Annotated in this window: 25 protein-coding genes and 1 tRNA gene; 15 read left to right on the top strand and 11 right to left on the bottom strand. The window is 56.5% G+C overall.

The annotated features are described in order from the left end of the window. Positions 1-8 precede the first annotated feature (8 nt). The 4 genes from ACR0IK_RS06185 (at position 9) to ACR0IK_RS06170 (ending at position 4,076) form a co-directional block, all read left to right on the top strand. Complete coding sequence (locus ACR0IK_RS06185) at positions 9-701, top strand: HAD family hydrolase (RefSeq protein WP_480640835.1); 693 nt, start codon at positions 9-11, stop codon at positions 699-701. A 120-nt stretch (positions 702-821) separates the two neighbouring features. Further along, positions 822-2,381 carry a trimethylamine methyltransferase family protein gene (locus ACR0IK_RS06180; RefSeq protein WP_480640834.1) on the top strand — a complete coding sequence of 520 codons (1,560 nt, stop codon included), beginning with the start codon at positions 822-824 and terminating at the stop codon, positions 2,379-2,381. Between the two features lie 121 nt (positions 2,382-2,502). Next, positions 2,503-3,090, top strand: coding sequence for a heme NO-binding domain-containing protein (locus tag ACR0IK_RS06175; RefSeq protein WP_480640832.1), 588 nt, complete (start codon positions 2,503-2,505; stop codon positions 3,088-3,090). Beyond that, positions 3,087-4,076, top strand: coding sequence for a diguanylate cyclase domain-containing protein (locus ACR0IK_RS06170; protein ID WP_480640831.1), 990 nt, complete (start codon positions 3,087-3,089; stop codon positions 4,074-4,076). The genes ACR0IK_RS06175 and ACR0IK_RS06170 overlap by 4 nt, the downstream gene beginning before the upstream one ends. 66 nt (positions 4,077-4,142) lie before the next feature. Here ACR0IK_RS06170 and ACR0IK_RS06165 read toward each other — a convergent pair whose 3' ends face one another. The 8 genes from ACR0IK_RS06165 to ACR0IK_RS06130 all read right to left on the bottom strand — a co-directional run bounded on the left by ACR0IK_RS06165 (position 4,143) and on the right by ACR0IK_RS06130 (position 11,608). After that, positions 4,143-4,841 (bottom strand): CbiX/SirB N-terminal domain-containing protein, encoded by a 699-nt coding sequence (locus ACR0IK_RS06165; RefSeq protein ID WP_480593192.1) that lies wholly within the window; start codon positions 4,839-4,841, stop codon positions 4,143-4,145. 71 nt (positions 4,842-4,912) lie between these two features. Then, a complete protein-coding gene (locus tag ACR0IK_RS06160) occupies positions 4,913-5,845 on the bottom strand; it encodes an AEC family transporter (RefSeq protein ID WP_480593194.1) in 933 nt (310 codons plus the stop codon). 42 nt (positions 5,846-5,887) lie between these two features. Beyond that, entirely contained in the window at positions 5,888-6,685 is a 798-nt protein-coding gene (locus ACR0IK_RS06155; protein ID WP_480593197.1) for an MBL fold metallo-hydrolase, read from the bottom strand. Beyond that, complete coding sequence (locus ACR0IK_RS06150; RefSeq protein WP_480640829.1) at positions 6,682-7,488, bottom strand: TatD family hydrolase; 807 nt, start codon at positions 7,486-7,488, stop codon at positions 6,682-6,684. Before ACR0IK_RS06150 ends, ACR0IK_RS06155 begins: the two co-directional genes overlap by 4 nt. Beyond that, complete coding sequence (locus ACR0IK_RS06145; protein ID WP_480640828.1) at positions 7,485-8,606, bottom strand: DNA polymerase III subunit delta'; 1,122 nt, start codon at positions 8,604-8,606, stop codon at positions 7,485-7,487. Before ACR0IK_RS06145 ends, ACR0IK_RS06150 begins: the two co-directional genes overlap by 4 nt. Positions 8,607-8,616: 10 nt before the next feature. Further along, positions 8,617-9,240, bottom strand: a complete 624-nt coding sequence (gene tmk / locus ACR0IK_RS06140; RefSeq protein WP_480640826.1) for a dTMP kinase — start codon at positions 9,238-9,240, stop codon at positions 8,617-8,619. Next, the gene (locus tag ACR0IK_RS06135) at positions 9,237-10,403 is read right to left on the bottom strand and encodes a D-alanyl-D-alanine carboxypeptidase family protein (RefSeq protein ID WP_480593204.1); all 1,167 of its coding nucleotides are present in this window, start codon (positions 10,401-10,403) and stop codon (positions 9,237-9,239) included. The genes tmk and ACR0IK_RS06135 overlap by 4 nt, the downstream gene beginning before the upstream one ends. Before the next feature lie 17 nt (positions 10,404-10,420). After that, entirely contained in the window at positions 10,421-11,608 is a 1,188-nt protein-coding gene (locus ACR0IK_RS06130; RefSeq protein WP_480640825.1) for an SPOR domain-containing protein, read from the bottom strand. Positions 11,609-11,810: 202 nt separating this feature from the next. On the opposite strand from ACR0IK_RS06130, the gene ACR0IK_RS06125 reads away from it, so the two are divergent. After that, positions 11,811-11,900: transfer RNA gene (locus ACR0IK_RS06125), tRNA-Ser, on the top strand. Between the two features lie 375 nt (positions 11,901-12,275). Here ACR0IK_RS06125 and ACR0IK_RS06120 read toward each other — a convergent pair. The 3 genes from ACR0IK_RS06120 to ACR0IK_RS06110 form a co-directional block, all read right to left on the bottom strand. Next, positions 12,276-13,058, bottom strand: a complete 783-nt coding sequence (locus tag ACR0IK_RS06120; protein WP_480640824.1) for a hypothetical protein — start codon at positions 13,056-13,058, stop codon at positions 12,276-12,278. A gap of 131 nt (positions 13,059-13,189) precedes the next feature. After that, positions 13,190-13,750 carry a hypothetical protein gene (locus ACR0IK_RS06115; RefSeq protein ID WP_480593211.1) on the bottom strand — a complete coding sequence of 187 codons (561 nt, stop codon included), beginning with the start codon at positions 13,748-13,750 and terminating at the stop codon, positions 13,190-13,192. 427 nt (positions 13,751-14,177) lie between these two features. Further along, the gene (locus ACR0IK_RS06110) at positions 14,178-14,957 is read right to left on the bottom strand and encodes an MOSC domain-containing protein (RefSeq protein WP_480640822.1); all 780 of its coding nucleotides are present in this window, start codon (positions 14,955-14,957) and stop codon (positions 14,178-14,180) included. Between the two features lie 395 nt (positions 14,958-15,352). On the opposite strand from ACR0IK_RS06110, the gene ACR0IK_RS06105 reads away from it, so the two are divergent. From ACR0IK_RS06105 to ACR0IK_RS06060, 10 genes are all read left to right on the top strand, one after another. Then, positions 15,353-16,672, top strand: a complete 1,320-nt coding sequence (locus ACR0IK_RS06105) for an ABC transporter substrate-binding protein (protein WP_480593216.1) — start codon at positions 15,353-15,355, stop codon at positions 16,670-16,672. A gap of 83 nt (positions 16,673-16,755) precedes the next feature. Beyond that, positions 16,756-17,703: a carbohydrate ABC transporter permease gene (locus ACR0IK_RS06100; protein ID WP_475211458.1), complete on the top strand. Its 948-nt coding sequence runs from the start codon at positions 16,756-16,758 to the stop codon at positions 17,701-17,703. Further along, positions 17,700-18,638: a carbohydrate ABC transporter permease gene (locus ACR0IK_RS06095; protein ID WP_170336529.1), complete on the top strand. Its 939-nt coding sequence runs from the start codon at positions 17,700-17,702 to the stop codon at positions 18,636-18,638. Before ACR0IK_RS06100 ends, ACR0IK_RS06095 begins: the two co-directional genes overlap by 4 nt. Next, positions 18,635-18,823, top strand: coding sequence for a hypothetical protein (locus tag ACR0IK_RS06090; protein WP_480593218.1), 189 nt, complete (start codon positions 18,635-18,637; stop codon positions 18,821-18,823). Before ACR0IK_RS06095 ends, ACR0IK_RS06090 begins: the two co-directional genes overlap by 4 nt. A 2-nt stretch (positions 18,824-18,825) precedes the next feature. Beyond that, the gene (locus tag ACR0IK_RS06085; RefSeq protein ID WP_480640821.1) at positions 18,826-19,923 is read left to right on the top strand and encodes an ABC transporter ATP-binding protein; all 1,098 of its coding nucleotides are present in this window, start codon (positions 18,826-18,828) and stop codon (positions 19,921-19,923) included. After that, positions 19,916-20,908: an ABC transporter ATP-binding protein gene (locus ACR0IK_RS06080; RefSeq protein ID WP_480640820.1), complete on the top strand. Its 993-nt coding sequence runs from the start codon at positions 19,916-19,918 to the stop codon at positions 20,906-20,908. Before ACR0IK_RS06085 ends, ACR0IK_RS06080 begins: the two co-directional genes overlap by 8 nt. 11 nt (positions 20,909-20,919) lie before the next feature. Beyond that, positions 20,920-22,542 (top strand): dihydroxyacetone kinase subunit DhaK, encoded by a 1,623-nt coding sequence (locus tag ACR0IK_RS06075; RefSeq protein WP_480640819.1) that lies wholly within the window; start codon positions 20,920-20,922, stop codon positions 22,540-22,542. 7 nt (positions 22,543-22,549) lie between these two features. Then, positions 22,550-23,608: a LacI family DNA-binding transcriptional regulator gene (locus ACR0IK_RS06070; RefSeq protein WP_480593226.1), complete on the top strand. Its 1,059-nt coding sequence runs from the start codon at positions 22,550-22,552 to the stop codon at positions 23,606-23,608. 26 nt (positions 23,609-23,634) lie between these two features. Beyond that, positions 23,635-24,690: a sugar phosphate isomerase/epimerase family protein gene (locus tag ACR0IK_RS06065; RefSeq protein WP_480640817.1), complete on the top strand. Its 1,056-nt coding sequence runs from the start codon at positions 23,635-23,637 to the stop codon at positions 24,688-24,690. Beyond that, entirely contained in the window at positions 24,690-25,844 is a 1,155-nt protein-coding gene (locus ACR0IK_RS06060) for a Gfo/Idh/MocA family protein (RefSeq protein WP_480640816.1), read from the top strand. The genes ACR0IK_RS06065 and ACR0IK_RS06060 overlap by 1 nt, the downstream gene beginning before the upstream one ends. Positions 25,845-26,314: the final 470 nt, after the last annotated feature.

Genomic DNA, 26,314 nt, shown 5'->3' with positions numbered 1-26,314 from the left:
AGCAATCAATGCCCATCGACGCGATCCTGTTCGACAAGGACGGAACCTTGTTTGATTTTGCCAATACCTGGGGCGCGTTTGGGCGCAACATAGTATTGCGTCTGGCCGACGGCGATCATGCACGCGCCGCCGAACTGGGTCGGCTTATCGGATTCGATCTGGAACAGGTCGCCTATTCCGAAGACAGCATCGTCATTGCTGGCACAGTCGAGGAAATCGCCGAAGTCCTCGCCCCGCATTTGCTGAATATGACACTGGATGAGTTGATTGACGTCCTGAACGTCGAGTCGGCCTCGGCCCCGCAGGCGCAGGCAGTTCCATTGGAGCCGTTTCTTGCGGGGCTTCGGCGGGCCGGGCTGAAACTGGGCGTTGCGACGAACGATGGTGAAATGCCCGCGCTTCGGCATCTGGCATCGGTCGGGATTCGCGACCATTTCGATTTTGTCGCTGGTTATGACAGTGGCCATGGGTTCAAGCCCGGTCCCGGGCAATTGCTGGCCTTTGCGGCCCATGTAGGCGTTGACCCGGAACAGGTGGCCATGGTCGGGGACAGCCTGCACGATCTTCAGGCCGGACGCGCCGCCGGGATGACTACGATCGGTGTCCTCACGGGACTGGCTCCGGCCGAAGCGCTGGCGCCAATGGCGGATGTCGTGCTGCCGGATATCGGGCACATTCCGGACTGGCTGTCCAATAACTGATCGCGCGGCGGTCACTTTCGGCGTTTCGGGATAAGAAACCGACATAGACTGTCGCAGACAGAGCGGCCAGACACCCGCCTTCGGGGCTTGCATAGGGGTACGCAAGTTCCGGAGGACCAAATGGCTGATACGAAAAGGCGCGGACGTCGCAGTGGGGGACGGGCCGGTGCCGCCGAACGCAGGGGCAGCGCTGTCATCGACCAGATGCCGTTTAACCCTCCGATCAATATCGACAAACCGACCGAACCGCTGGATCAGGCGGGGATTGAGGCGATCCATGACGGGGCCATGCGTATCCTCGAAGAGATCGGGATCGAGTTCTACAACGAAGAGGCCATAGGCATCCTTCGTGAGGCCGGGTGTACCATTGATGGCGACAACGTCCGCATGGGTCGGGACTTTGTTATGGAGATGGTAGCCAAGGCGCCATCGCGCTTTACCATCACGCCGCGCAACCCCGACCGGACAATTGAAATCGGTGGCCGGACCATGGTGTTCGGCAACGTGTCGTCTCCGCCGAACTATTGGGACATGGAGATCGGCACCAAGGTCCCCGGCAATCGCGAGATGTGTCGGAACCTGCTGAAACTGACGCAGTATTTCAATTGCATCCACTTTGCGGGGGGCTATCCTGTTGAACCGGTCGATATCCACGCCAGCATCCGGCATCTGGACGTCCTGTACGACAAGCTGACCCTCACCGACAAGGCGATGCACGCCTATTCGTTGGGTAAGGAGCGCGTCGAAGATGTGATGGAGATGGTCAGGATCGCTGGTGGTCTTAGCCATGAAGAGTTCGAAACATCGCCGCGGATGTACACCAACATCAACTCGACCTCACCGTTGAAGCACGACCATCCTATGATTGACGGTTGTCTGCGGCTGGCCCGACGAGGGCAAGCGATTGTTGTGACGCCGTTCACGCTAGCCGGGGCGATGGCGCCGGTGACGATGGCCGGGGCCGTGGCGCAATCGCTGGCCGAAGCGCTGTGTGCGATTGCTTTGTTCCAATACGTTCGCCCGGGCATTCCTTGTGTCATCGGAACATTCACGTCGAATGTGGACATGAAGTCGGGGGCACCCGCCTTTGGCACGCCCGAATACATGCGTTCGACACAGATGACCGGGCAAATGGCACGGTATTACGGCCTGCCTATGCGGTCCTCTGGGGTGTGTGCGGCCAACGTGCCCGATGGGCAGTCGGTGTGGGAGACGTCGAACTCTCTGTGGGCGGCCGTTCAGTCGGGCACAAACATGGTCTATCACGCGGCGGGTTGGCTTGAGGGCGGGCTGATCGCAAGTCCCGAAAAGTTCGTCATGGATTGCGAAATCCTGCAGCAGATCCAACGCTATATGCAGCCCGAGATCACAGCGACCGGTCCGGACGAGATCGCTCTGGAGGCAATCCGCGCGGTTGGTAATGACGGCCATTTCTTTGGTGTCCAGCACACGCAGGACCGTTACACCACGGCGTTTTACCAACCTTTCCTGAGTGACTGGCGAAATTACGAAGGGTGGAACGTTGCGGGTGGTATCTGGACGGCGGAACGTGCGCATCACATGTTCAAGGAAATCGTCACCAGCTTTGAGCCTCCGCCGATGGAGGACGGTATCCGCGAAGAATTGGCCGACTTTGTAGCCCGACGGAAAGCGGAAGGCGGAGCGCCAACGGATTTCTAATTTTCTGTCAACGGCTTCCGCCGTGATTCTTCATCAGATTGTCGGTATCTCACGAACCATCTTGGGGTTTTGTTAAGGATTGTCAGGCCAGATTGGAACAGAAACCAATCTGGGGCTTCTCATGCATGGTCTGATCAATCGGGCGGTACAGTCTTTTGTATGCGCGACTTACGGACAATCGTGCTGGCTGCGCGTGACCGAGGCGGCGAAGTTGGGCTTGGTGGAATTTGAGGCCATGCTGGTTTACGACGACGACATGACTATCCGGGTGCTGGACGCGCTGTGTGTTGACCTGAACCGCCCGCGCGCCGAAATCCTTGAGGATCTGGGAACCTATCTGGTTTCTCATCCCAACATGGAGGATTTGCGGCGCTTGCTACGCTTCGGAGGTGTCACCTATGTTGAGTTCTTGCATTCCCTGGATGATCTGTCCGACCGGGTGCGGCTGGCCGTTTCAGACCTCAGCCTGCCAGCGCTGGAGCTGAGAGAGAAGGCGCCAACGGAATACCAACTGTTCTGCCATCCGGGCCTGCCCGGTTATTCCAGCGTAATGGTCGGAGTCCTGCGTGCGATGGCCGATGATTACGGCGCTCTGGCGATGCTGTCCCATGACGGGCAGGAGGGTCACGCAGAGGTCATCTCGATCGTTCTTGTTGAAAGCGCATTTGCTGAAGGGCGTCACTTCGATCTGGGGGCGCGGAAAACATGATGGAAACCGGTGATCTTGCGGCGCTTTTGGAAACGCTATGTCCGATGTTTGTGCTGGTGGACGAAGACGGAAGCATTGTACGCGTTGGGCCGACGTTGCAAAAACTGCGCCCTGATCAGCCGATGGCCGGAAAAGACTTTCTGGAGGTTTTCGAACTGGTTCGACCACGCGCCGTGACGACGCTGTCGGCGCTGATGTCCCTCGCCGGGGCCAAGCTGCACCTTAAGCTTCATGACACGCCACGCACGGCGCTCAAGGGGCTGATCGCCCCTCTGCCGCAGGGGAAGGGTGCGGTCATCAACCTGTCCTTTGGTATCTCGATTCTGGATGCGGTGCGCGACTATGCGCTGACCAGTGCGGATTTCTCTGGCACCGATCTGGCCATTGAATTGCTATATCTGGTCGAGGCCAAATCCGCCGCGATGGAGGCCTCGCGGTCGCTGAACCTGAGGCTGCAAGGGGCAATGCTGGCCGCCGAAGAGCAAGCCTTTACCGACATGTTGACCGGGCTGAAGAACCGACGGGCGATGGATGTGTTGCTGGGTCATCTGATCTCTGGGAGTTCTCCGTTTGCCCTTATGCATCTGGATCTAGATTTCTTCAAATCTGTCAACGATCAGTACGGGCACGCCGCGGGGGATTATGTGCTGCAACAGGCTGCCCGGATCATGGTGGAAGAGACCCGCAACGATGACACGGTTGCGCGCGTTGGTGGGGATGAGTTTGTCATTATTTTTAAAGGCTTGTCGGACGAACCTGTTCTGTCAGCAATTGCGGCGCGCCTCATAGACCGGCTGCGAAAGCCGATGGAGTTCGAAAACAATACCTGCCGGATCTCTGCCAGTATCGGAACCGCATTGTCCACTCAGTTCAAGCCCCCCAAAACCGCCGAGATCCTGAATGCGGCGGACTTGGCGCTGTATGAAGCCAAAAGAAAGGGCAGGTCTCGCCACTGCCTTTACTCGGCGCTTGTAGGGCAGCGATAGAGGAGCCCTTCCGAGATTAGCTCACGATAGCCCCGGTTGCGCCAAAACCTGCAGTTGTGCGATCGGTTAGGTCTCGTGGAATAGACGGGACAGGGTGGTTGCTATGTGGTGTTTGATCCGGGGCAACTCTCCGACCACGGGCATCACTTGCCCCTGGAACGCTGCCGCGTTCAACTCTTGCGGGACGTCCTCAAGCACATGGCCGCCGTGGCAGGCGAAGTACGGCAGACACAGCGCATGAGCGGACAGGCCAGCTGCGGCTTCGGCAATGGAGGGCGGCTCTTCTACAAAGCCCAGACGCATCGACTTGAATGTCAGGTGTTGCGCCAAGTCAGTCGCAAAGGCGCGGGCTACCGCAGATGGGTTGCGGCTGCGGCCGGATCCGTGGGCGGCCAACACAAGATCGGTCTCCTCTGGGGGCCATTGGTATTCGTTCAACGTATCACGCAGAGCGGCCGCGACCAGGCCTGGCAGGTCGGCATCAACCCCCAGCGGATCGAGTATACGCAGGTTTCGCCCGGCAAGACGTTTGGGCAGGGCACCGGTTACGAACCACCCTTTGGCCATGAACAGCGGATAGATCACAGCATCATCCGGCAGCTGTGACACGCGCTGCTCGAATACGCCCGGAGCGGCCAGAGTGGCTGACCGAACAGTCACGCCGTCACAAAGGGCGTCCACCTCGGCAGCATAGGTGGCCAACGCCTGTTCTGCCGGGATCGGCTCAGACGGTTGGCCATGGGCAACTATGAGGGCGTATGGCATCCACTTGATCCTGTCTTCTTTCCCGATAGGTGTTCCCTGACCTGCCAAAGTCAATCCAATCCGTCCCAATATCAGCCCAAAAGTGTCAGCCAGAACCAAACCGTTAAGATGGAAGCTGCCGTCCCGACCAGTACGGACGATGCCGCGACCCTTTTGGCCCGGCCATACATGCTGGCAAAGATATAGGCGTTAAAGCCGGGAGCCATTGCTGCGTTCAGCACGCCCGAGCGGAACAGATCCTGTGGCAAGCCCACCGTCGTACCAAACAGCCACACGAGGCTGGGGTGCAGCATCAGCGAAATGGCGCAGACATAGGCAATCGCACGCAGGTCGCCCTCGGGCTTGTATTTGACCAGTACACCGCCCAAAGCAAACAAAGCTCCGGGAAGGGCGGCGCGGGTAATGAGGCCAAGCGCTTCGTCCACCACTGTGGGCACGCCAGTTCCGGACAGGTTGACGACAAAACCCAACGCGATGCCAAGGATCAGGGCGTTGCGAAACATGGCCGTCAAGACAGATCTGATCATGCGCGTGCCACCATTGCCGCGATTGCGGACCACCTCCATTACGGTGATGCCGACGGCATAACAAAACGGGGCGTGGAAGGCGATGATCGCATAGTTGCCGGACAGGTTTTCGGGGCCGTAGGCGCGTTCGGTAATCGGCAGGCCCAACAATACTGAGTTCGAGAACAGGCAGCAGAACCCGATTGCCACGCAATCCTCCCATTCGCGGTGAAAGATCAGGCGGGCGCCAAACAGGCCTGCGGTGAAACAAAGCGCTGCAGCCGTATAAAAGCTGGCCAATAAGCGCGGGTCGAAGCTGGCGCTCAGGTCCAGATGTGCGATTGCCAGAAACAGCAGGCAGGGGATTGCGAAGCCTTGGGTGAATTTCATGAGGCCGTCCACATGGACCTCTTTAAAGTACCCCAATGACGTCGCGGCGTAGCCCGCACCGATCACGAGGAATACCGGCAGAATGACGTCGATCAGGTTTTGCAGCATATTGCCACCCCGAGGGATATCGCGGGCTGCGTCCGCAGCGCTTTACAGAGCCTGGTGGATCACCATGCCATCATAGGCTGGTGTGATGTGATCGGCGGTTTCGGCTTCGACCGTGGCATAGTCCAGGTCAATATGCATGTTGGTCAGTACCGCGCGTTTGGGTTTCAACTGGTCGATCCACCCCAGCGTCTTTTCCAGATGCGCGTGGGTGGGGTGCGGTGACCGGCGCAGGGCGTCGATTACCAGACAGTCCAACCCCTCTAGCAAGGGCCAAGAATCGTCGTAGAATTCGGCAACGTCCGGCAGATAGACCAGATTGCCCATCTTGACCCCCAGCGAGTCGATCGAGCCGTGGTTTACCTTGAACGGATGAAACGGGATTGTGCCACCGGGGCCGTCGATCTCGAACGGACCGGAGATGGTTTTCAGGTCCAAGATCGGCGGGTATGGAGAGCTCTCGGGTTGGACGAACGCGTATCCGAACCGCCCCAACAGGTCGTTTTGGGTGTCTCCATCCGCCCAGACGGGAACACGTGCCTTCATGTTGAAAACGATCATGCGCAGGTCGTCGATGCCGTGAACATGGTCTGCGTGGCTGTGCGTATAGACCACCCCATCCAGCCGCCCGGTTCCGGTGCTGAGCAACTGGCTGCGCATGTCCGGCGTGGTGTCGATCAGGACGGATGTGGTGCCTTCAGGTCCGTCGCGCTCTACCAGCATCGAGCAGCGGCGGCGAATATTTCTAGGGTTGTTCGGGTCGCACGCGCCCCAATGCCCGCCCAGCCGGGGCACGCCGCCGGAAGAACCGCAGCCGAGGATGGTGCAGCGCAGCTCGGTCATGCGGCAGCCTTATAGGTCGCGGCTTTGGTGAACAGCCGGTCGAAATTAGCCTGCGTCTGGGCGGCGAAATCGGCATAGTCCATGCCAAATATCTCGGCCCCTTTTCGGGCGGTGTGGGCAGTATAGGCCGGCTCATTGCGTTTGCCGCGATATGGCGGCGGGGCCAGATAGGGCGCGTCGGTTTCCACCAGTACGCGGTCAACAGGCGCGGCGGCGAAGATATCGCGCAGTTCCTGGCTTTTGGGGAAGGCGGCGATGCCGGACATGGACAAGTAAAACCCCAGGTTCAGTGCGGCTTTGGCCAGTTCCGCCGAGGACGAAAAGCAGTGCATGACGCAGGAATAAGACGCGTTGCGGTGTTCCTCAGCCAGAATGCGCGCCATGTCTTCGTCGGCTGTGCGGGCATGGATGATCAGGGGCAGGCCGGTGCGCTGGGCAGCCTCGATATGGATGCGCAGGGATTGTTTCTGCGCCTCGGCACTGTCTGCGGTGTAGTGGTAATCCAGCCCGGTTTCTCCGATGCCCACGAATTTTGGGTGCTGGGACAGAGTGACCAGTTCGTCGACGGTCGCCATCGGCTCACCCGCCGCGTTCATGGGGTGGGTGCCAGCGGCATAGAAGACGGGTGCGTGGGCCTCGGCAATGGCGCGGACGGTAGGCTCGTTGCGCAAGCGCGTGCAGATCGTGACCATACGGGTCACGCCTGCTTCGGCGGCGTTTGCGATGATCTGGTGCAGTTGCCCCTCGAAGTCGGGGAAGTCCAGATGGCAATGGCTGTCGGTGATCTGGGGGGTGTCGCTCATCTGTTCTGACCGGCGGTTTCCTGTATCTTGAACATCGTATCTAGGACCAGAGCGGCAGGGTCAAGGTTCACCGCCTGACCATGGCGCGCGCGGGCTGTGATGGTCGCGGCGACCTCGGCCCATTGGCGGGCTTGGTAAGGTGACTTAGACAGGCGGGCCAGCGTTTCCGCTTCGTTTGGAGCGGCTTCGGGGATAGGAGGGGCTCCGGTTGCGCCGGTCAGGGCGAGGCGGGACAAGGCGACGTCGATCAGGGTCAGCAGCAGTTCGAAACGTTCCGCCGCGCCGCGCTGGGCGGCGGCCTCGGCCAGCGCCAGTGCGCGCTGGCGATTCATGCGGGGCAGGGTGCCCAGAATGGCGATCAGTTCGGCGTAGATATCCAATCCGCCCAGATTAATCAGCCGCACTGCATCGCCGACAGACCCTGCGGCTAGTGCTGCCAGATGATCGGCTTTTGTGGGCAGTTCTGCACAGGATTGCGACAGGGCGGCTTGCACGTCTTCTGCTCCCAACTTCGACAGGCGCAGGGTGCGGCAGCGCGACCGAATCGTCGGCAACAGGCGCGACGGTTGGTGCGAGATCAGCAGCAGGATTGTTCGCGCTGGCGGTTCTTCGAGCATTTTCAGTAACGCGTTGGCTGCGCTGACATTCATCTCATCCGCCGAGTCCACGATGACGACCCGACGCCCGCCATCGGTGGATGAAAGGCCAAAGAATTTTCCAAGCTTGCGGATGTCGTCGACAACGATTTCGTTGCGCAACCGGCCCTGGTCGTTGAGTGAGCGGGTGATAGCGGCGAGACCCGGTTCCGCCCCCGCCAGAATACGGTGCGCGACGGGGTGGTCGGGATCGATCTCCAGCGACTCCGGCGGTGGTGGGGCGCCGAACAACCCATCCCCCTCGACCTGAGGTGTTGCCAGCAAGAAGCGGGCAATACGCCAGGCCAGGGTCGCCTTGCCGACCCCGCGTGGGCCGGTCAAGAGCCAGCCGTGATGCAGTCGGTCAGAGGTGTATGCGCTCAGAAACGCCTGCTCGGCCTCAGCCTGCCCGAACAGGTGCCGGGTTTCGCGCGGGTGCGGGGCGCCGGGGGCCTGATCCGGGGTTGGGGTGTCGTCGTTCATCTATCGTCTGTCACAATGATTGCAGGGCGATTTCTGTCACATCCTGTGCAACGCTGTCCATGTCCCGATTGCCGTCGATCACACGGAAACGGTCCGAGAATTCATCCGCCAGCGCCAGAAAGCCCGCGCGCATCTTTTCCTGCAGATCGATGCCGAAATCCTCGAACCGCTCTTCGGTGCCCTGGCGACCTTTGGCACGGGTCAGGCCGGTTTGCGGATCCATGTCGATCAACAGGGTCAGGTCGGGTTCGCGCCCGATCATGAGTGCGTGCAACTGGTCGACCAACCCACGCAGGTTACCGCGCGAAAGGCCCTGATACATGCGGGTGCTGTCGGCAAACCGGTCGCAGATTACAACCTTGCCTGCGGTAAGCGCCGGTTCGATGGTGCGCTCCAGATGATCCCGGCGCGCGGCGGTGAACAACAACAGTTCCGTCTCGGCCGACCAACGGTCGGGGTCGCCTTCCAGAACCAGACGACGGATTTCCTCGGCCCCGGCTGATCCCCCGGGTTCGCGCGTCAGGACGACCTCTTGGCCCAGATTACGCAGCTGATCCGCAAGCATACGCGCCTGCGAGGATTTGCCTGATCCGTCAATGCCTTCGAAGGTCAGAAACAACCCGGGTCTCGTCACAATGCGTCCAGAGGATTGCCGATCACGTCGGTCAGAACAATACCGCCCACGGTCATCATACGCACCACAAACCCTCCGGTCGCAACGCTCTCAGCAGCCACCAGGGGGCGTCGGATTTCCGGCAGGCCCTCGGGCTTGATAACCAATTCGGCCAGTTGTTGACCCTTTTCAACCGGTGCGTTAACGGGGCCGTTATAGACCACTTCGGCCTCAATATCCTTGTCGCCCAGCACCGGGAACAACAGGGACAGATCCTCTTCAGGAACCAGATCCACGGTCTTCTTCGCCCCCATCCAGATATTGGCCTGTGCTATCGGCGTGTCCGCGCTGGCAACCGTCCTCTCGACAAAATTTCGAAACGACCAGTTAACCACGGCCTCAGCCTCCTCTGCGCGGCGGGCGGTGCTGTCGAGGCCGGTGAGAACGAAGATCACCCGGCGATCGCCTTGCTTGGCCGAGCCGACAAGGCCATACCCGGCTTCTTGCGTGTGGCCGGTCTTCAGTCCGTCTGCGCCGATCCCCAGTTTCAGCAGCGGGTTGCGGTTTCGCTTGTTCGACGGCGCGCGGCCATCGAATTCAAACACTTCCTCGGCAAACAGAGGATAGTATTCCGGGAAGTCCGAGATCAGCCGATCTGCAAGTACGGCAAGGTCGTGTACTGACATCATGTGACCCGCTGCGGGCCAGCCGTTGGAATTGGAAAAGTTCGAGCTGTCCATTCCCATCTGCTTGCCGCGCTGGGTCATGTAGCGGGCAAACCCGGCCTCGGTTCCATCGGGGCTGAGCGCTTCGGCGATCACCACGCAGGCGTCGTTACCAGACAATACGATAATGCCGCGCAACAGGTCCTCGACCCGGACGCGGTCCTGCGTGTTCAGGAACATGGTCGAGCCGCCATAGCTCATCGCGTGTTCGGAAACCGGCAAGGTTTCATCCAGCGTCAAACGGCCATCGCGCAGCGCCTCGAAGGCTACGTAAAGCGTCATCAGCTTGGACATCGACGCTGGCGGAAGCGGCAAATCCGCCTCTTTGGACAGAAGCACTGTTCCGGTTGTCTGATCCATCACATAGGCCGCGCGGGCCTGCGTGTCGAAAGCATGGGCTGGCAGGGCAAACAGCGCCAGCCCAAGGGTCAAAACAGATGATCGCAGTGAGGACAGCACGGGGGGCCTCCTTTGTTTCAGTTTTTGACAGTGAACGCGTCGGTAAAGCCAAGATCCTTGACGTCGCGCTGTATCGCATTGCGTTCCGCGCGGGTTTTCGCCGGCCCAACCAACACGCGCCAGACCTTTTTGTCGTCGGACTTCAACTCACGAATATCGGCGGACATGCCATTTCGCTGAATCTTCGAAACCGCGCTCTTGGCGTTGGCTTCGACATTGAAGGTTCCGACCTGAACAAATGGTTTGGCCAGCGAGCGCGGGGTCTTTTGCTGAGAGTTTACAGCAGCGGTCGTGCTGACCGGGGTCGGCTCTGCCGAGTCGATGGCGGCCGCTGCGCCCGCGATGGGGTCCAGAGGTGTTTCGGTGATCGTGTCGGTTTTCTTCTTTTGCCACCATTTCCGTTTGGCGGGTTTTTCTTCGGGCGCAGTGACCTCCGGGTCCGACAGGGTGGGGGCCGGAGTCGCCTCGGCGACCGTTTCAACCGCTTGTTCTGCCGCTTCGGTTGTTGCCTCGGCTGCAGAGTCGGTCGCCGCTGCGGCAACTGCTCCGGTTGCGCCAGCGGCGGCAACCTTTTCCTTCTTTTGCCACCACTTGCGCTTGGCTGGCTTTTCCGCGTCGACCGCTGTGGATTCGGCCACATCGTCCTGAGGTTTGGTGTCATCCGTTGCAGGCGCGGTTTCTACTGTTTCGATTTCCGGGGTTTCTTCCGGTTTCGGTTCTTTTGTTTCGACCGGCTTGCGCCGCAGGGCGGTGACCTCGACCTTGGTTGGCGCCCCGGCAAGGATGCCCAGCTTCTCTGCCGCTGCCGAGGACAATTGCAACGCCGGTCCGGGCTGGCTTCTTTCCCGCCGGAACAAGGCACCGGTAATGGATTTGTTGTTGGCCGTGTTCTTGATTACCACGCGTTCGGGCCGGGTAACGTCGGGATGGGCGACCCAGATGCCGCCCAAGGAAGGACGGCCATCCCAAAGACCGGCCTCAACCACGTTGAATACTTCCGGAGCTTCAACGGAGTCAGCCGAGGTTTTCGAATAATCTGGGAACAGCTCGAACTTATCATCGGTCTGGGCGTCATCACTTGGGGCGTCTGCTGATGAAGCGCCTTCCGGAGACAAGCCTTCCTCGCAACCAGCCAGAACTGCCAATCCCACGACAAGCACCGCCAGCGATCGCGGTTTTGCGCGTGTCTCACTCGCTCGTTTCATTTTGTCATCCCTTGCCTGAAGAGGCCTCGTTTCCTGAGCCCCGTCGCCGATCGCCGGTTCTGTCGTGCCGGTCTGCTACGGTCTTTCCCGCAAAGCATAACGTGGGCACAGTGCCATGGAAAGACCACTGCGCGCGCTTCGGCGAGATTTCCCTATTTGCTCTTGCCACCGTTTCAACTTGGCCTTAGACCCGGCTCCACGCGGGGAGGTGGCAGAGTGGTCGAATGCGGCGGTCTTGAAAACCGTTGGGCGTGAGAGCGTCCCCAGGGTTCGAATCCCTGTCTCCCCGCCACCCATACCTGTCTCACTTCAGTTGTCTTTTCTGATCCGGAATTGTGTCGCAATTCCGGCGCGTTGGCGCATGCGCTATCAATCAGAGACGGAGCAGACCGTACATTCAGAGGACAATTCAGGCCCCAGTCTCAGTGCCGCATTTTGGCAGGGTCGCTTTGGGCTGGATTTCCCTGATTACCTGCAATTTACAGGGAATTTTCGTCAAACGAGACTGAAATCCGGCACATTTCATGTCAGAACTGAATGTTTTTCAAAGGCTTATGCTTCGAATTTCCTGGAAAGTGGAACAGGGAATTTTCTCGTGCGTCCAGGGAATTGTTCCGCCGGATCTGGGAGGGCAAACCCTGTATCAGGGAGGCCGCATCTGAAGGTTTTAGAAGCCGAACAGGCGCGCCTGTTCGGCCCAGTCAAGTGGGTGGGTGACGCTGACCAGACGCTTGAGTGTGAGTTTGGGCGACTGGGTGCCGTCGAGAATCGCGGCTTGAATCTTCGGTGAGAGAAAGGTGAGCTGGGTGCGGGTGCGGATGAAGGCGCCGGGGAGATTTTCCCGCTGCGCAATATCCTTCAGTTGAACACTGGCTTTCAGATCACGGGCCCAGCCATGGGCGCGGAGCAGCATAGTCCGGAGGTGGGGTTCGGGTTGGGGCGCCATGTCTCCAGCGATGACCTTAGCCTCGACGCCGCGGCGGCGAAGATTGAAGGATGCAGTGATGTGTGTGAGATCCGGGTGCAGAAGATCTGCAGCGATGCCCAGTGAGTTTTCCAGGGTATTACGGTTCAATTCGAGGTCGATCTGTCCTCGTGCAATTCCGCCGCTGGCCAGAATATTAGCGCCGACCTGACCGCCATGGCGTCGAAGTCGGGTTACTAAATCCGCAACTGAAGTCTGCACTGCCTCCGCTGACCCGGCCTCCGGCTGCGCCAGTACCTGGTGCGCGGCGGAGGCGTCTTGCAGATGTCTGACGAAAACATCAATGACAGCGTTTTCCAGCGAAGGGCCGGGAAGTCGCCAGCCGGATTTATCCTTGCCGCCCGAGATCAGTCGATTGAAGACGAAGTAGCGCAACCGTCGGCCTTCGCCGTGGTGATCATAGCCAAGCGGCAGGTTGCTTCTTACGGCGCTGCGTTCAGAGAATTGGGCGCGCTCAACAAACAAAGATCAGGACGGTGGCTACGGATGTTTCCAACTTGGCATTCAACCGATCTCTCTGTGCTGCAGTGCATGCATTCAGACAAAAGTCTCTAGGGAAATTTTCCTCCATCGACCTGATGACCGGTCAATGCCAACTAATTTGTGTTCAGTAAACCTTGGGTGAAAGAGGTCAAATCAACAATCTCATCGGCGTGGCATTCCCGATCCGAAGTCAGTGTAGCCTGCACCCAAGTGCAAGCTCCTGGCGACGAATCTGGACAGATATTTCGGACCAACACGGTCAGGCCGTGCTCTGGTATATTGGCGACACAGGTTCCATCGGGCAGCCGTGCACTCACTTCAATACCATCTGATGATAATTTCTCACACAGATCGGGGGCCACAACTCTCTCTGCGGACACGATGCAGTTCCAGCTGCCTGGATAGATGTGATAGTTCGCCATAAAGCCGATACGGGAAAAGTAACCGTATGTGTCATTCTGCCAATCAGTGGTGAAGCCTTGAGATTCAAAGCTCTCCCGTAAGCTTGCAGCAGTTGTCCTTCCAGACGCACAGGTCGCATTGAAAACTGCGACGATATCAACCGATCCGGACGAAATAGCGGCCCTTGCATCTGGCGCCTCGGCGACGACGGGACCAGTTGTTCCGATTGATAGCGAGAGTAAGATCCTCTTGAGGGCTATTCGACCGATCATCGGTCCAACCTCTTTTTTTAAGATTCCTTAACGGTGTAGAGCTGTCATATGGTGCCGATTGCGTTCGGCTTCGAAAGCGGATATGCCCTCGAACTTTGCCAACAACATACGAAGGTTTGGCTGCGAAAAGCAACTTTCCAATCAGTCACAACCGATCATCTCGTATGCCTGGGTGTCCCGCTTCTTTCCTGTTTGAGCGCAAAGTACTCAACGTCGGGATTGTCCCGCAAGGCGGCCGATGTCTGCAATGAGCCCAAAGCGACCGCTGTTGAACTCGCCAGATATCGTCAGCTGTTGGTTTGTGAACCCCGGCGGTTCCTTCCAGTTTCGGCTACGACTTAGAAAAAACTAGCATAGGAGTAGACTTTACTCACTTCAAGGAACGCGGCTCAAGGCTCCTGAAAAGCCACATTGGCGGGGGCAATGTTCAAGCGAGTACTTCCCCAGTTTGACCGATAGTTAGCGTTCCACCATTAACCACCTCGACATAGACGCCCATATCCATATGGCCCATCAACTTCCGAATAAGGTAGGGTATCTTCAAGTCCCGCTCGGCCGTTTCCGGGTTCACTTCAGTGGCCGCACACCTTTTCGTGCGTGAGAGTATCTTTAACTCGACATCGCCAAATCTTAGGACTGATCCAACTGCATCCAGCTCAGAAAATGAAGGTAAACCGTCGATCTCGATATTCGCTCGAAAGCGCGCAGGGTGGATTTCTGCGTTCAGTTGTTCACCCAGCTTTTCCACAGAGGCCAGGTTCAAAACGGATATCGCGTTCATCATTTTCAGCGATACCACAGATACATCTGTAAACCGATGGGGAGCTGAAGAGACGAACTTTGGCGGTTCGGGATCATTTAAGTCGATCTCTGAGGCAAGGAAACTTTCCGCATTCATCCGATCTTCAGGTATTCGCATATTAAAGCGCAGTGTCTTTCCGTTCGCTTTGATCTCAAGATCTTGGGTCCTGACATCCAAACTAGTCTGAATGCCTGCCAATGCAGCCTCATTCAACAAAACGACAAAACGATCTTTCGGCAGTGGCTTAGGGTCCTGCACGTCGAAACCGGAGTTGTATCGAGCAAATCCGAACAGGCGATCACCTGGAAGGCCCTCTCCTGCTTGCAGCGTCACGGTTTGCATAGGCTCGGAACTCAAGCCTTTAATTGGGTAGCGGTTTATTCGGACGATAGAGAGATTGTTCATATGTCTGTACCTGACCAAACGAGTTACGCGATCCAGCGTGATCCGTGCTGTTTGACGCTAACTCCAATTCTCAAAGGTATCGACCAAATAATCTGTCAGTGCTTCAGAAGCGGGTTCCTAAACTTGTCGGCCACGTGATGGCAGCGATTGTGGGCTGCGCCAATATTAGTCGAAATGGCCATTTAATGCCTCGCTGCTGAAAATACATGCGCATCAATGCCGTTAAACAATTTCGCTAAAAATCAACAACTCAGAAGCAAAATCAGCGACCTTCTCTGGCTATTTGAGGTACGGACCTCAAAAATTTCTGGACTTGAGGTGCGTACCTCAAATAGCCTTGGAAGTATGCCGCGATTCGCACATCCTCGATTGACGGCGAAAAAAGGGAGGAATGGATGACTTACACAAAACTGGCCTCGGCCAGCGCAATAGTCCTTGCCGCTACTACTCTTTCTACCAAGGCAAATGCTGAAGATCTGACACTCTGTTGGGCTGCATGGGACCCGGCCAACGCGCTTGTTGAGCTATCAAAAGAATTCGAAGCAGAATCCGGCCACACGATGAACTTCGAATTTGTTCCCTGGCCAAATTTTGCTGACCGGATGCTGAACGAGCTGAACTCTGGGGGTAAGCTCTGCGACCTATTGATTGGTGACAGCCAATGGATCGGCGGTGGCGCTGAGAATGGTCATTATGTCCAGCTGAACGAGTTCTTTGATGCTGAAGGCATTAGCATGGACGATTTCGCGCCGGCCACTGTCTACGCGTACTCGACCTGGCCTAAGGGTACACCAAACTACTACGCGCTGCCTGCGATGGGTGATGCTAATGGCTGGTTCTATCGCAAGGACTGGTTCGAAAACCCCGAAATCCAAGCCGCATACAAAGAAGCAACTGGTCAGGACCTACGTGAACCCCAGTCCCAGAAAGAGTTGTTGCAGATCGCGCAGTTCTTCCAAGGTCGTGAAATCGACGGAAAGACAGTCTACGGGGCAGCAATCTTTACCGAGCGCGGCTCGGAAGGGATCACCATGGGTGTGACCGGAGCGCTGTATCCATGGGGTTTCAAATACGAAAACACTCCGGGCTCATACGACATGGAAGGCGCCGTAAACTCACCGGAAGCAGTTGAGGCTTTGGAATTCTATAAGGAGTTCTACAAAACGGCGACGCCTCCGGGATACACCAACTCTTACATGGGTGAGAGCTTGGATGCCTTTAAGTCCGGTCAGGTTGCCATGGCTATGAACTGGTTTGCGTTCTTCCCAGGTCTTTATGCCGATCCCAATACCGGCGGTGACAAAATCGACTTTTTCGTGAATCCACCGCAAAATCAGGCTGGCTCAACACTGGGCGGCCAAGGCATTTCTGTTGTCAGCTACTCTGATAAACAGGATGCCGCACTTGAGTACATAAAGTGGTTCGCGCAGCCAGAAGTTCAGGCCAAATGGTGGGAGCTAGGCGGCTACTCGGCACATAACTCAGTGCTGGAAGATCCTGGCTTCGTAGATAGCCAACCGTTTGCCGGTGACTTCCTAGAAGCAATGGGTGGGGTGCAGGACTTCTGGCAGGAGCCCGCTTACGCGGAGCTACTTTTGGCGATGCAGAAACGCATCCACGACTACGTGGTTGCCGACCAAGGCACAGCTCAAGAAGCGCTTGATCTTCTGATCGAAGATTGGACGGAGGTCTTCGAAGACGAAGGCAAGCTGTAGCCCGGACGCAGGCAGGAGCGGGTGCGAACCCGCTCCACCTTCTCCCTCCCGTGAGTTCGAAACCAACAAGAACTGGCAAAGAGATGTCTGACAGGACCGTAGATCGCGTTGCGCAGGCAACGCCGCAGCGAGTTGCGCGAAAAATCCGGGGGCTATCCGACCGCGCGATCGCCTGGATATTCATTTCCCCAACGATATTTCTACTGCTGGCGATCAATATCTTTCCGTTGATCTGGACCATCCAACTGAGCTTTACCAACTACAAGGCCAACCGGATCGGGCGTGAAGTCAAAGATGTCGGGTTCAGGAATTACGAGCGTATCCTGACCGACTCGGACACCTGGCTGAACATGCAGGCGACGGCGCATTTCCTGTTCTGGACAATCTTTTTCCAGGTGTTGATCGGGTTCACTCTAGCGTGGCTGATCAACAAAAAGTTCAAGGGCAATGACCTGTGGACGACGATCATCGTACTGCCGATGATGCTGTCTCCTGCAGTCGTCGGAAACTTCTGGAAGTTCCTCTACCAACCGCAAATCGGCTTATTCAATTACATCGTGTCTTGGTTCACCGGCAAAGACCCGTCGAGCTTTGAAATGCTGGGGTCGGTGACTTTGGCGCCTTGGGCGATCGTGATCGTCGACACCTGGATGTGGACACCTTTCGTGATGCTGATCTGTCTGGCCGGGCTGCGCAGCATTCCCGATTATATCTACGAAGCCGCCGAGATCGACCGTGCCAGCAAGCTGCGGCAGTTCTTCACAATCACAATCCCGATGGTGCTGCCGTTCCTGATGCTCGCTGTTCTGTTTCGTGGGATCGAGAACTTCAAGATGTTCGACCTGGTGGTTCAGCTAACCGGCGGAGGGCCGGGTTCTGTAACGGAACTCACTTCGATCAATCTCAAACGGGAGGCGTTTGAGAAGTGGCGCACCGGCTATGCCTCGGCCTATGCGATCATCCTATTCGTCACCGTGTTCGGCCTTGCGTCGATCTACGTCAAAGCTCTGAACAAGGTGAAACAGAGATGAGCAGTTTTTCCGTCACCGAACCTTCGAACCGGTCCAAGTGGATCGCTGGTTTTCTGGTAATCGCTTATGCCCTGATTACGATGATCCCGCTGGTGTGGATTTTGCTGACTGGCTTCAAATCGCCTGCTGATGCGATCAGCTATCCGCCTAAGGTGGTCTTTGACCCAACGCTAGAAGGCTATGTTAACCTTTTCACCACACGCACGCGGCAAACGCAGGAGTTTCTGGAAGCAAACCCACCACAGAATTGGGCCGATGAGATCGTGCGCCAATACGACATGGTGATTGTCGGACCTTCCAAGTTCGGTGAGCGCTTTATGAACTCGGTTATCATCGGATTTGGCTCGACGTTTCTAAGTATCTTTCTTGGCACCCTGGCTGCCTATGCGTTCAGCCGATTCAAGGTTCCGCTCAAGGACGACCTTCTGTTCTTCATCCTCAGTACAAGGATGATGCCTCCTGTCGCCGTCGCCATCCCGATTTTCCTGATGTTCAGAAATCTTGGATTAAGCGACACGCATTTGGGGATGATCTTGCTGTATACGGGCGTGAATATTTCCTTGGCGGTTTGGTTGCTGAAAGGATTCATCGACGAAATCCCGAGAGAGTACGAAGAAGCTGCCCTAATAGATGGCTACACACGGTTTCAGGCTTTCTACAAAGTGGTGCTGCCGCAAGCCGCCACCGGAATAGCCTCGACAGCCATCTTTTGCCTTATCTTCGCATGGAACGAGTACGCATTTGCAGTGCTGCTGACATCTGCGAATGCGCAAACTGCACCGCCATTCATCCCGACCATTATCGGTATTGGAGGCCTAGACTGGCCTGCCGTTGCCGCTGGCGCAACGATCTTCCTAATCCCGGTCATGATTTTCACCATCCTGATGCGCAAACACTTGCTGCGTGGGATCACATTTGGAGCCGTGCGCAAATGAGCGAATTTCTTACCGGATTGATGCGGCTCCGCCGCGGCCCATGGGAGATGGTTGCGACCATCCTAATCGCGCTGGGTGTCTTCATGCTGATGCAGCCCTTTGTACTGTGGGCCTTCACCTATTCCTTCGTAGTCACGCTGATCGGAACCGTCATGTTCATCATCGTCAGCCATTTCCCGGAGTAGAAATGGCCCAGATCGTAGTCAAAAACGTAAAGAAGATGTTCGGCGATTTCACGGCTGTTCGCGAAAGCTCGTTCACGATTGAGGACGGTGAATTTTTCATGCTGCTCGGGCCATCCGGCTGCGGAAAGACGACGACGCTGCGGATGATCGCAGGCTTGGAACTTCCAACATCGGGTGAAATCTACCTCGACGGCGAAGAAATCAGCCAACGGCCACCCTCAGAGCGAGACATTGCTTTCGTGTTCCAGATGTTTGCGCTGTATCCGCATATGAACGTGCGCAAGAATATCAGCTACCCACTGATATCGCAGGGCATGCCGCGTGCTGCTGTCAAAGCCAAAGTAGAGGAAGTCGCGGGAATTCTGGGAATCAAGGACATCCTCGATAGCCCGGTAGGCGGGCTTTCAGGCGGCGACAGGCAGCGCGTGGCGCTGGGTCGCGCGATTGTTCGCGAACCCAAGGCGTTCATGATGGACGAGCCGCTGGGTGCCCTAGATGCCGAGTTTCGTGAGCACATGGCCGAAGAACTACGCGCGCTTCATGATCGTATGGGCGCGACCACTGTTTACGTCACTCACGATCAGTTGGAAGCCATGCAAATGGGCGACAAGATCGTTGTTATGAACAACGCAGTGATCGAACAATTCGGCACGCCGCAGGAAATCTACGACAAACCAGCCACAATGTTCGTTGCAGATTTTATCGGGTCTCCTTCGATGAACTTCCTGCCGTTTCAGGGAAAGGTCGCGCCTGGCTCGGAGATGGTTCGACTTAATGGCCATGACGAAGCCGTGCCCAAACTGATGGAAGGGGCGGAAGGTGACTTGGTTTTTGGCGTTCGCCCTGAGCATGTTTTTCTATCGGATGCGAGTGCCTACCGGGCCGAGGTCCTGGCCGCAGAATACTTGGGAACCACCCAGATCGTGACGCTGCAAAGCCCGAACGGGGAGCTGAAAGCTCGCATTGATGCGCGCGAAGCCGTTAACCCCGGCGAGACGGTGGGATTGGAGTTCCGCTCACCCGCAGTAACCCTATTTGAAAAGTCTACCGGGCGCGCGCTGAGGTCCGCTCTGAACGACGAGGTACTAAGCAATGGCTGAAGTCGTGTTGGAGAACATCTCGAAGTCATTTGGCAACGTCAAAGCGGTAGATGATATCTCAATGACGATCCCCAACGGCGCCTTTGTGGTGTTGTTGGGCCCGACTGGAGCGGGAAAAACAACGACACTGAGATTGATATCCGGACTTGAGAAACTGGATTCCGGAGCAGTGCGCATTGCCGGGCGCGATGTTGGTATAGATACACCCGCCCAGCGCGATGTGGCGATGGTCTTCCAGCAATACTCGCTGTACCCGCATATGACAGTGCGTGAGAACCTGTCTTTCCCTCTGCGATCGCCGATCCTGAAGACACCAGAGGATGAGATCACGAGAAAGGTCAACGAAGTCTCGGAGATCCTCCAGATCCCGCACAAACTGGACAACAAAGCCACTGAACTGTCGGGCGGTGAAATGCAGCGCGTTTCAATCGGACGGGCGCTGGTGCGCGACCCCCAGATTTTCCTGATGGATGAACCGCTCAGCTCTTTGGACGCCAAGCTTCGGGCGGATTTGCGGGTCGAGCTGAAAAGGATTCAGGCCGATCTGGGGTCAACCTTGCTGTACGTGACCCACGATCAGGTCGAAGCCATGACAATGGCAACGCATATCGGCGTTTTGGAGAACGGCCGATTGGTTCAGTACGGAACACCCCGGGATATCTATGAAAACCCGGGCAGTGTTTACGTTGCCAGCCGGTTGGGTCTGCCACGTATCAACATCCTGCCGTCCGAGTTGTTCGGAGGCGATCACAAAGGCCCGCAGATTGGTCTTCGCCCGGAAAACATCATCGAAGGTGAAGGCAGTGAGGCACGTGTGATACGCGCCGAACATCTGGGCGACCAAACACGGCTGCACCTGGACCTGAATGGTCACCCGGTGGTTACCCTGATTGATGTCCATCAGGATTACCCTTCTGGAAAACTCATAAAAATCCGCCCCCACAACCCGTTGTATTTTGACGCGTCCGGCGCGCGTGTGAACTAAGGAGCAAAAGCATGGCCCAGTTCCTCAACACAAAAGAAACCCTGGTAATAGAGGCCATAGACGGCCTTCTGGCCTCTTCTGGGGGGCAACTTACCCGGTTGGACGGCTACCCGCACATCAAGGTTGTCTACAGGTCAGATTGGGACAAGTCGAAAGTCGCCCTGGTTTCCGGCGGCGGGTCTGGTCACGAACCCGCCCATGCAGGTTTCGTTGGTGCCGGTATGCTGACTGCAGCGGTATGCGGGGAAGTGTTTGCGTCCCCGTCAGTCGAGGCGGTTCTGGCGGGCATTCTTGCGGTCACGGGTGAAGCCGGGTGCTTGCTTATCGTCAAAAACTACACCGGTGACCGGTTGAACTTCGGCCTGGCTGCTGAACGCGCCCGTGCATTGGGCCGCAAGGTAGAGATGGTCGTTGTCGACGATGACATCGCCCTGCCTGACCTACCGCAACCACGCGGCGTGGCAGGAACTTTGTTCGTGCACAAAATTGCAGGCGCGCTTGCAGAAAGTGGTGCTGACCTGGGCACTGTTACCAATGCAGCACGAAACACCATCGCCAAGGTAGTCAGCATCGGTATGAGTCTGGATACCTGCACCGTTCCGGGTTCTCCGAAAGAGGACAGGATTGCGCCCGGCAAAGCGGAACTCGGTTTGGGCATCCATGGCGAGCCTGGAGTACAGCAGGTGGAGTTCTCGAATGCTGTATCGGCTATGTCCACAGTCGTGGAGAAGCTACAGCAAAGAGTGGGTTCTGGGGATTGTGTGGCGTTGGTCAACAACCTTGGTTCCACAACACCGTTAGAAATGGCTGTCCTCACGCATGCCCTGTGCGAGACTGGGATCGCTCGCCGTATCATTGGTCCGGCACCAATGATGACGTCGCTCGATATGCACGGGTTTTCCGTATCCATACTGCCTGTAGATCAGGACGATGTATCGGCGCTTGAAGCTGGTGTTGATCTGGCGGCTTGGCCAGGCGTCAATTCCATCGATCCAATAGAAGTGGCGCCTTTGCCTGATGGCTTGACTCCAATCGATCCAATTCCTTCGAATAATCCCACGACAAGGGAAACGATTTCTCGGTTGTCTGAACTGCTCATCAACGCTGAGAAGAACCTGAACGAGTTGGACGCGAAATCTGGGGATGGCGACACAGGGAGCACATTGGCGACCGCAGCAAGAGCGTTACAAGGGAGCCTTGACCGAATGCCGCTTGCTGATTTGACACAACTGTTTCCAGCGTTGGGCAATGAATTGAGTCAGACGATGGGTGGTTCTTCCGGCGTGATACTTGCAATCTTCTTCAACGCAGCTGGAGATGCCTGTGCGAGCGGGGCTTCGGTACCGAAGTCTTTGGTCGAAGGCCTGAATCGCGTTAGCCAAGTCGGAGGTGCCAAGGTCGGTGACAGGACGATGATCGACGCTCTAGCACCTGCACTTGCCGCACTCCCGTCTGGCATGACCCATGCGGCAAAGGCTGCCCGCGAAGGTGCGGACAACACGGCTAAAATTCGTCGTGCGAAGGCGGGCCGCGCGGCCTATGTTCCCGAAGAAAACCTAGTTGGACATAACGATCCTGGCGCTGAGGCTGTTGCTTTGTTGTTTGAAGGCTTAGCGCGGGAGATTGAGGGTTGAAGAACACGTGGAAGACCAAAAACAAAAACTAGAATTGGTGAAAAAGCCAACTGTCAATGACATCGCGCGTGTAGCGGGTGTTAGCCTGGCGACTGTTGACCGGGTCTTGAATAGACGCCCCGGCGTGCGGACCGTGACCGTTCAGAAAGTACAAAAGGCGATTGATGAGCTGGGGTATGTGCGCGACACGGCCGCGGCCAACCTAGCGCGAAACCGAGTTTACAACTTCCTCTTTGTTCTGCCGGACACGGATAACGAGTTTGTGGAGGCTATTAGCAGTCAGATCGCAGAGCAATCGCGTGATCAGTTTATTGAGCGGACTCGTATTTCGATAAAGAAGGTCGCTCCGTTTGAGCCACAAGATATCGTCAACATTTTGGACACTGTCGAAAGCTTAGACGTTGATGGAGTTGCCGTTTTCGGACCTGAAACGCCTTCTGTCCGCGATGCTGTAAAGAGGGTCAGGGACAAGGGTGTTCCGGTAGTTGCCTTGGTGTCTGACTTGCCAAGTTCTGAACGGGATCACTTTGTAGGAATCGATAATGTTTCGGCAGGACGGACAGCTGCTCAGTTGATGGGACGATTTGTACATCGCGAAGGTAAAGTTTTGGTCCTGACTGGCTCTCGTTTGGCACGTGATCACCTGGAACGGCGCCAGGGTTTTGATCTTGTTGTGGCTGAGGATTTTCCTCACCTCGAAGTCGTGGCGTCTGTCGAGGGCCGGGATGATCCGGATCTGATCTACACGATGATGCCTGAAATCTTTGAAACCTACCCGGATCTGGTCGGAATATACTCGTCAGCAGCGGGCAATGCTGGTCTGATTCAATTTCTGTCAGAGAACAAGTTTAGCAAAGATCTGGTAATCATCGCACATGAGCTTACTCCGCTAAGTCGTGAGGCGCTGAGGCTAGGCACATTTGACGCTCTAATCTCGCAAGACACCGGGCATATTGTTCGTTCTGCCGTCCGTCTGTTGCGCGCAACTTCGGACAAAGTTCCATTCAATAGAGCACAGGAACGTATCCGTATCGACATCTATCTGAAGGAAAATTTACCGCCTTAGCGGCATTGGTTTCGGGGAGGAAATCTATGAAAACGATCAAAGGTCCGGCTCTTTTTCTAGCGCAATTTGCGGGTGACGAAGCGCCGTTCAATTCATGGGACGCCATTACCAAATGGGCGGCTGATTGTGGATACAAAGGCGTTCAGGTTCCCAGTTGGGATGGCCGGTTGTTCGACTTAGAACAGGCCGCTTATAGCGCCGGTTATTGCGACGACTTCAAAGGCCAAGCCAAAGAGAATGGTGTCGAAGTCACTGAACTGTCAACGCACCTTCAGGGCCAGCTAGTGGCCGTTCATCCTGCCTATGACAGTGCGTTTGATGGATTCGCCGCTGAAAGTGTCAGAGGAAACCCGAAGGCCCGACAAGAATGGGCGGTAGACCAGGTTAAAAAAGCGCTATCAGCTTCGAAAAACCTGGGTATTTCAGCGCATGCGACATTCTCTGGCGCCTTGGCCTGGCCCTATGTTTATCCTTGGCCTCAGCGCCCTGCCGGCTTGATTGAAACGGCATTTGATGAGCTCGCTCGCCGTTGGGTGCCTATCCTGAATCACGCGGATGAATGCGGTGTCGATGTCTGCTATGAAATTCACCCCGGAGAGGATCTCCACGACGGTGTGACCTACGAGATGTTTCTCGAACGGACAGGCAATCACCCAAGGGCTTGCATGTTGTACGACCCGTCACACTACGTCCTGCAATGCCTCGACTACCTGGACAACATCGACATCTACAAGGATCGAATACGGATGTTCCATGTGAAAGATGCCGAGTTCAACCCAACCGGTCGGCAAGGAGTTTATTCTGGGTATCAAAGCTGGGTTGATCGAGCCGGTCGGTTCCGGTCACTTGGCGATGGTCAAGTGGATTTCGGGGCTGTCTTCTCAAAAATGGCGGCGAATGACTTTGATGGCTGGGCGGTTGTCGAATGGGAATGCTGTCTGAAACACCCAGAGGATGGAGCGCGTGAAGGCGCTCAGTTTGTGTCAGATCACATAATCCGTGTGACCGAGAAAGCCTTTGATGATTTCGCTGACGGTGGCGCAGACGAAGCCGCCAATCGCAAAATGCTGGGGATTGAGTGATGGTCACAGGACGCAGTGAAGAAACCTCAGGACGCATTCGGCTTGGCATGGTTGGCGGCGGAAACGACGCCTTCATCGGGGGTGTTCATCGCATAGCCGCGCGACTGGACGACAAGTTCGAGCTGGTCGCCGGTGCTTTGTCTTCGACGCCAGAGAAATCTCTTGAAAGTGGTCAGGCATTGGGGCTCGAGCGGGTTTATGAAGACTTCAAACAAATGGCGATAAGGGAAACCCGGCTGAAATCTGGGATCGAGGCGGTCTCAATTGTCACGCCAAATCACGTTCACTTTGCAGCCGCACGCGAGTTCCTGAAGCGCGGTATTCATGTGATTTGTGACAAACCACTCACCTCGACCCTTGCCGATGCAAAAAAGCTGGTCAAAGCAGCAGAAAGCGCGAATGCCCTATTCATTTTGACCCACAATTACACGGGCTATCCGATGGTTCGGCAGGCGCGCGAAATGGTTGCCAACGGAGACATTGGCAAAATCCGAGTGGTTCAGGTTGAATACCCGCAGGACTGGCTGACCGAGCAGCAGGATTTCAAACAGGCTGAGTGGCGAACCGATCCCGAACGCTCGGGCGCGGGTGGATCAACCGGTGACATCGGAACCCACGCATACAACCTTGCCTGCTTTGTAACCGGGCTGAAGGCGGACAGCTTGGCGGCGGACTTGCAGGCCTTTGTGCCGGGGCGCAAAGTCGATGACAACGCGCACGTGTTGCTTCGCTTCGAAGGCGGAGCGCGGGGTATGCTGTGGTCTTCTCAGGTGGCTCCCGGCAATGAAAACGCACTTCGATTGCGCGTCTATGGCGAAAAAGGTGGGCTGGAGTGGGCCCAGGAAGACCCCAATTACCTATGGTTTACGCCCTACAACGAACCAAAGCGTCTGATCACCCGAAATGGAGCTGGTGCTGGTAATGCTGCTAGTCGTTTGAGCCGAGTTCCTCCCGGTCATCCCGAAGGATATCTGGAGGGTTTTGCGAACATCTATGGAGAAGCAGCTGCAGCCATCCAAGCTTTCCGAGATGGTTTTTCACCTGACGCTTCGGTTGTCTATCCAACGGTCCTTGACGGGCTTAATGGAGTTAAGTTTGTAGCTGCATGCGTGCAAAGCTCTTCAAGAAATGCGGCCTGGGTCAAGTTAGACTAAAATCTGGACCCGAGAGGGGAGCAGGCTTCTTGCAAGTTCATGTCAGAAGAACTTGGGTTGGTCTTTCAGATTAACTTTGCGTGAGAGGGGCAGGGCAGTTGCATAGCCACCAGTCCAGTGCGGGCAGCGGGTACGTAGCGATATTCCTACAGATGTCCGCTTTTCCTCAATAGAAGAAGGGATAGGCCACCGGAAGTAATAAACACCGTGTCTTGAAAGGCTTAGGTAGGATGATTGCACCATTGTAGGTGTGTCCCACTTTGTGTCATACCCGAGCACTACAGGGTTAAGTCAATGATTTAGAATTAAATGGAGGCGAGTACCGGACCCGCTACCATTTTCCTAAGCCATTGTTAGGCTTGAGTAATCGAGTGCGAGGTTGAAGTACGTGTCGCACTGTGTGTCACACCTATCTGGCAGAACAGGGCGTTTTGTCAATGATTTGCAGGCGATTTATTGTGTGGCGTGCG

The organism is Ruegeria sp. BF7 (assembly GCF_056538605.1).
The sequence above is the reverse complement of the archived record's forward strand: the minus strand, read 5'-3'. Positions and strand labels throughout refer to the sequence as shown.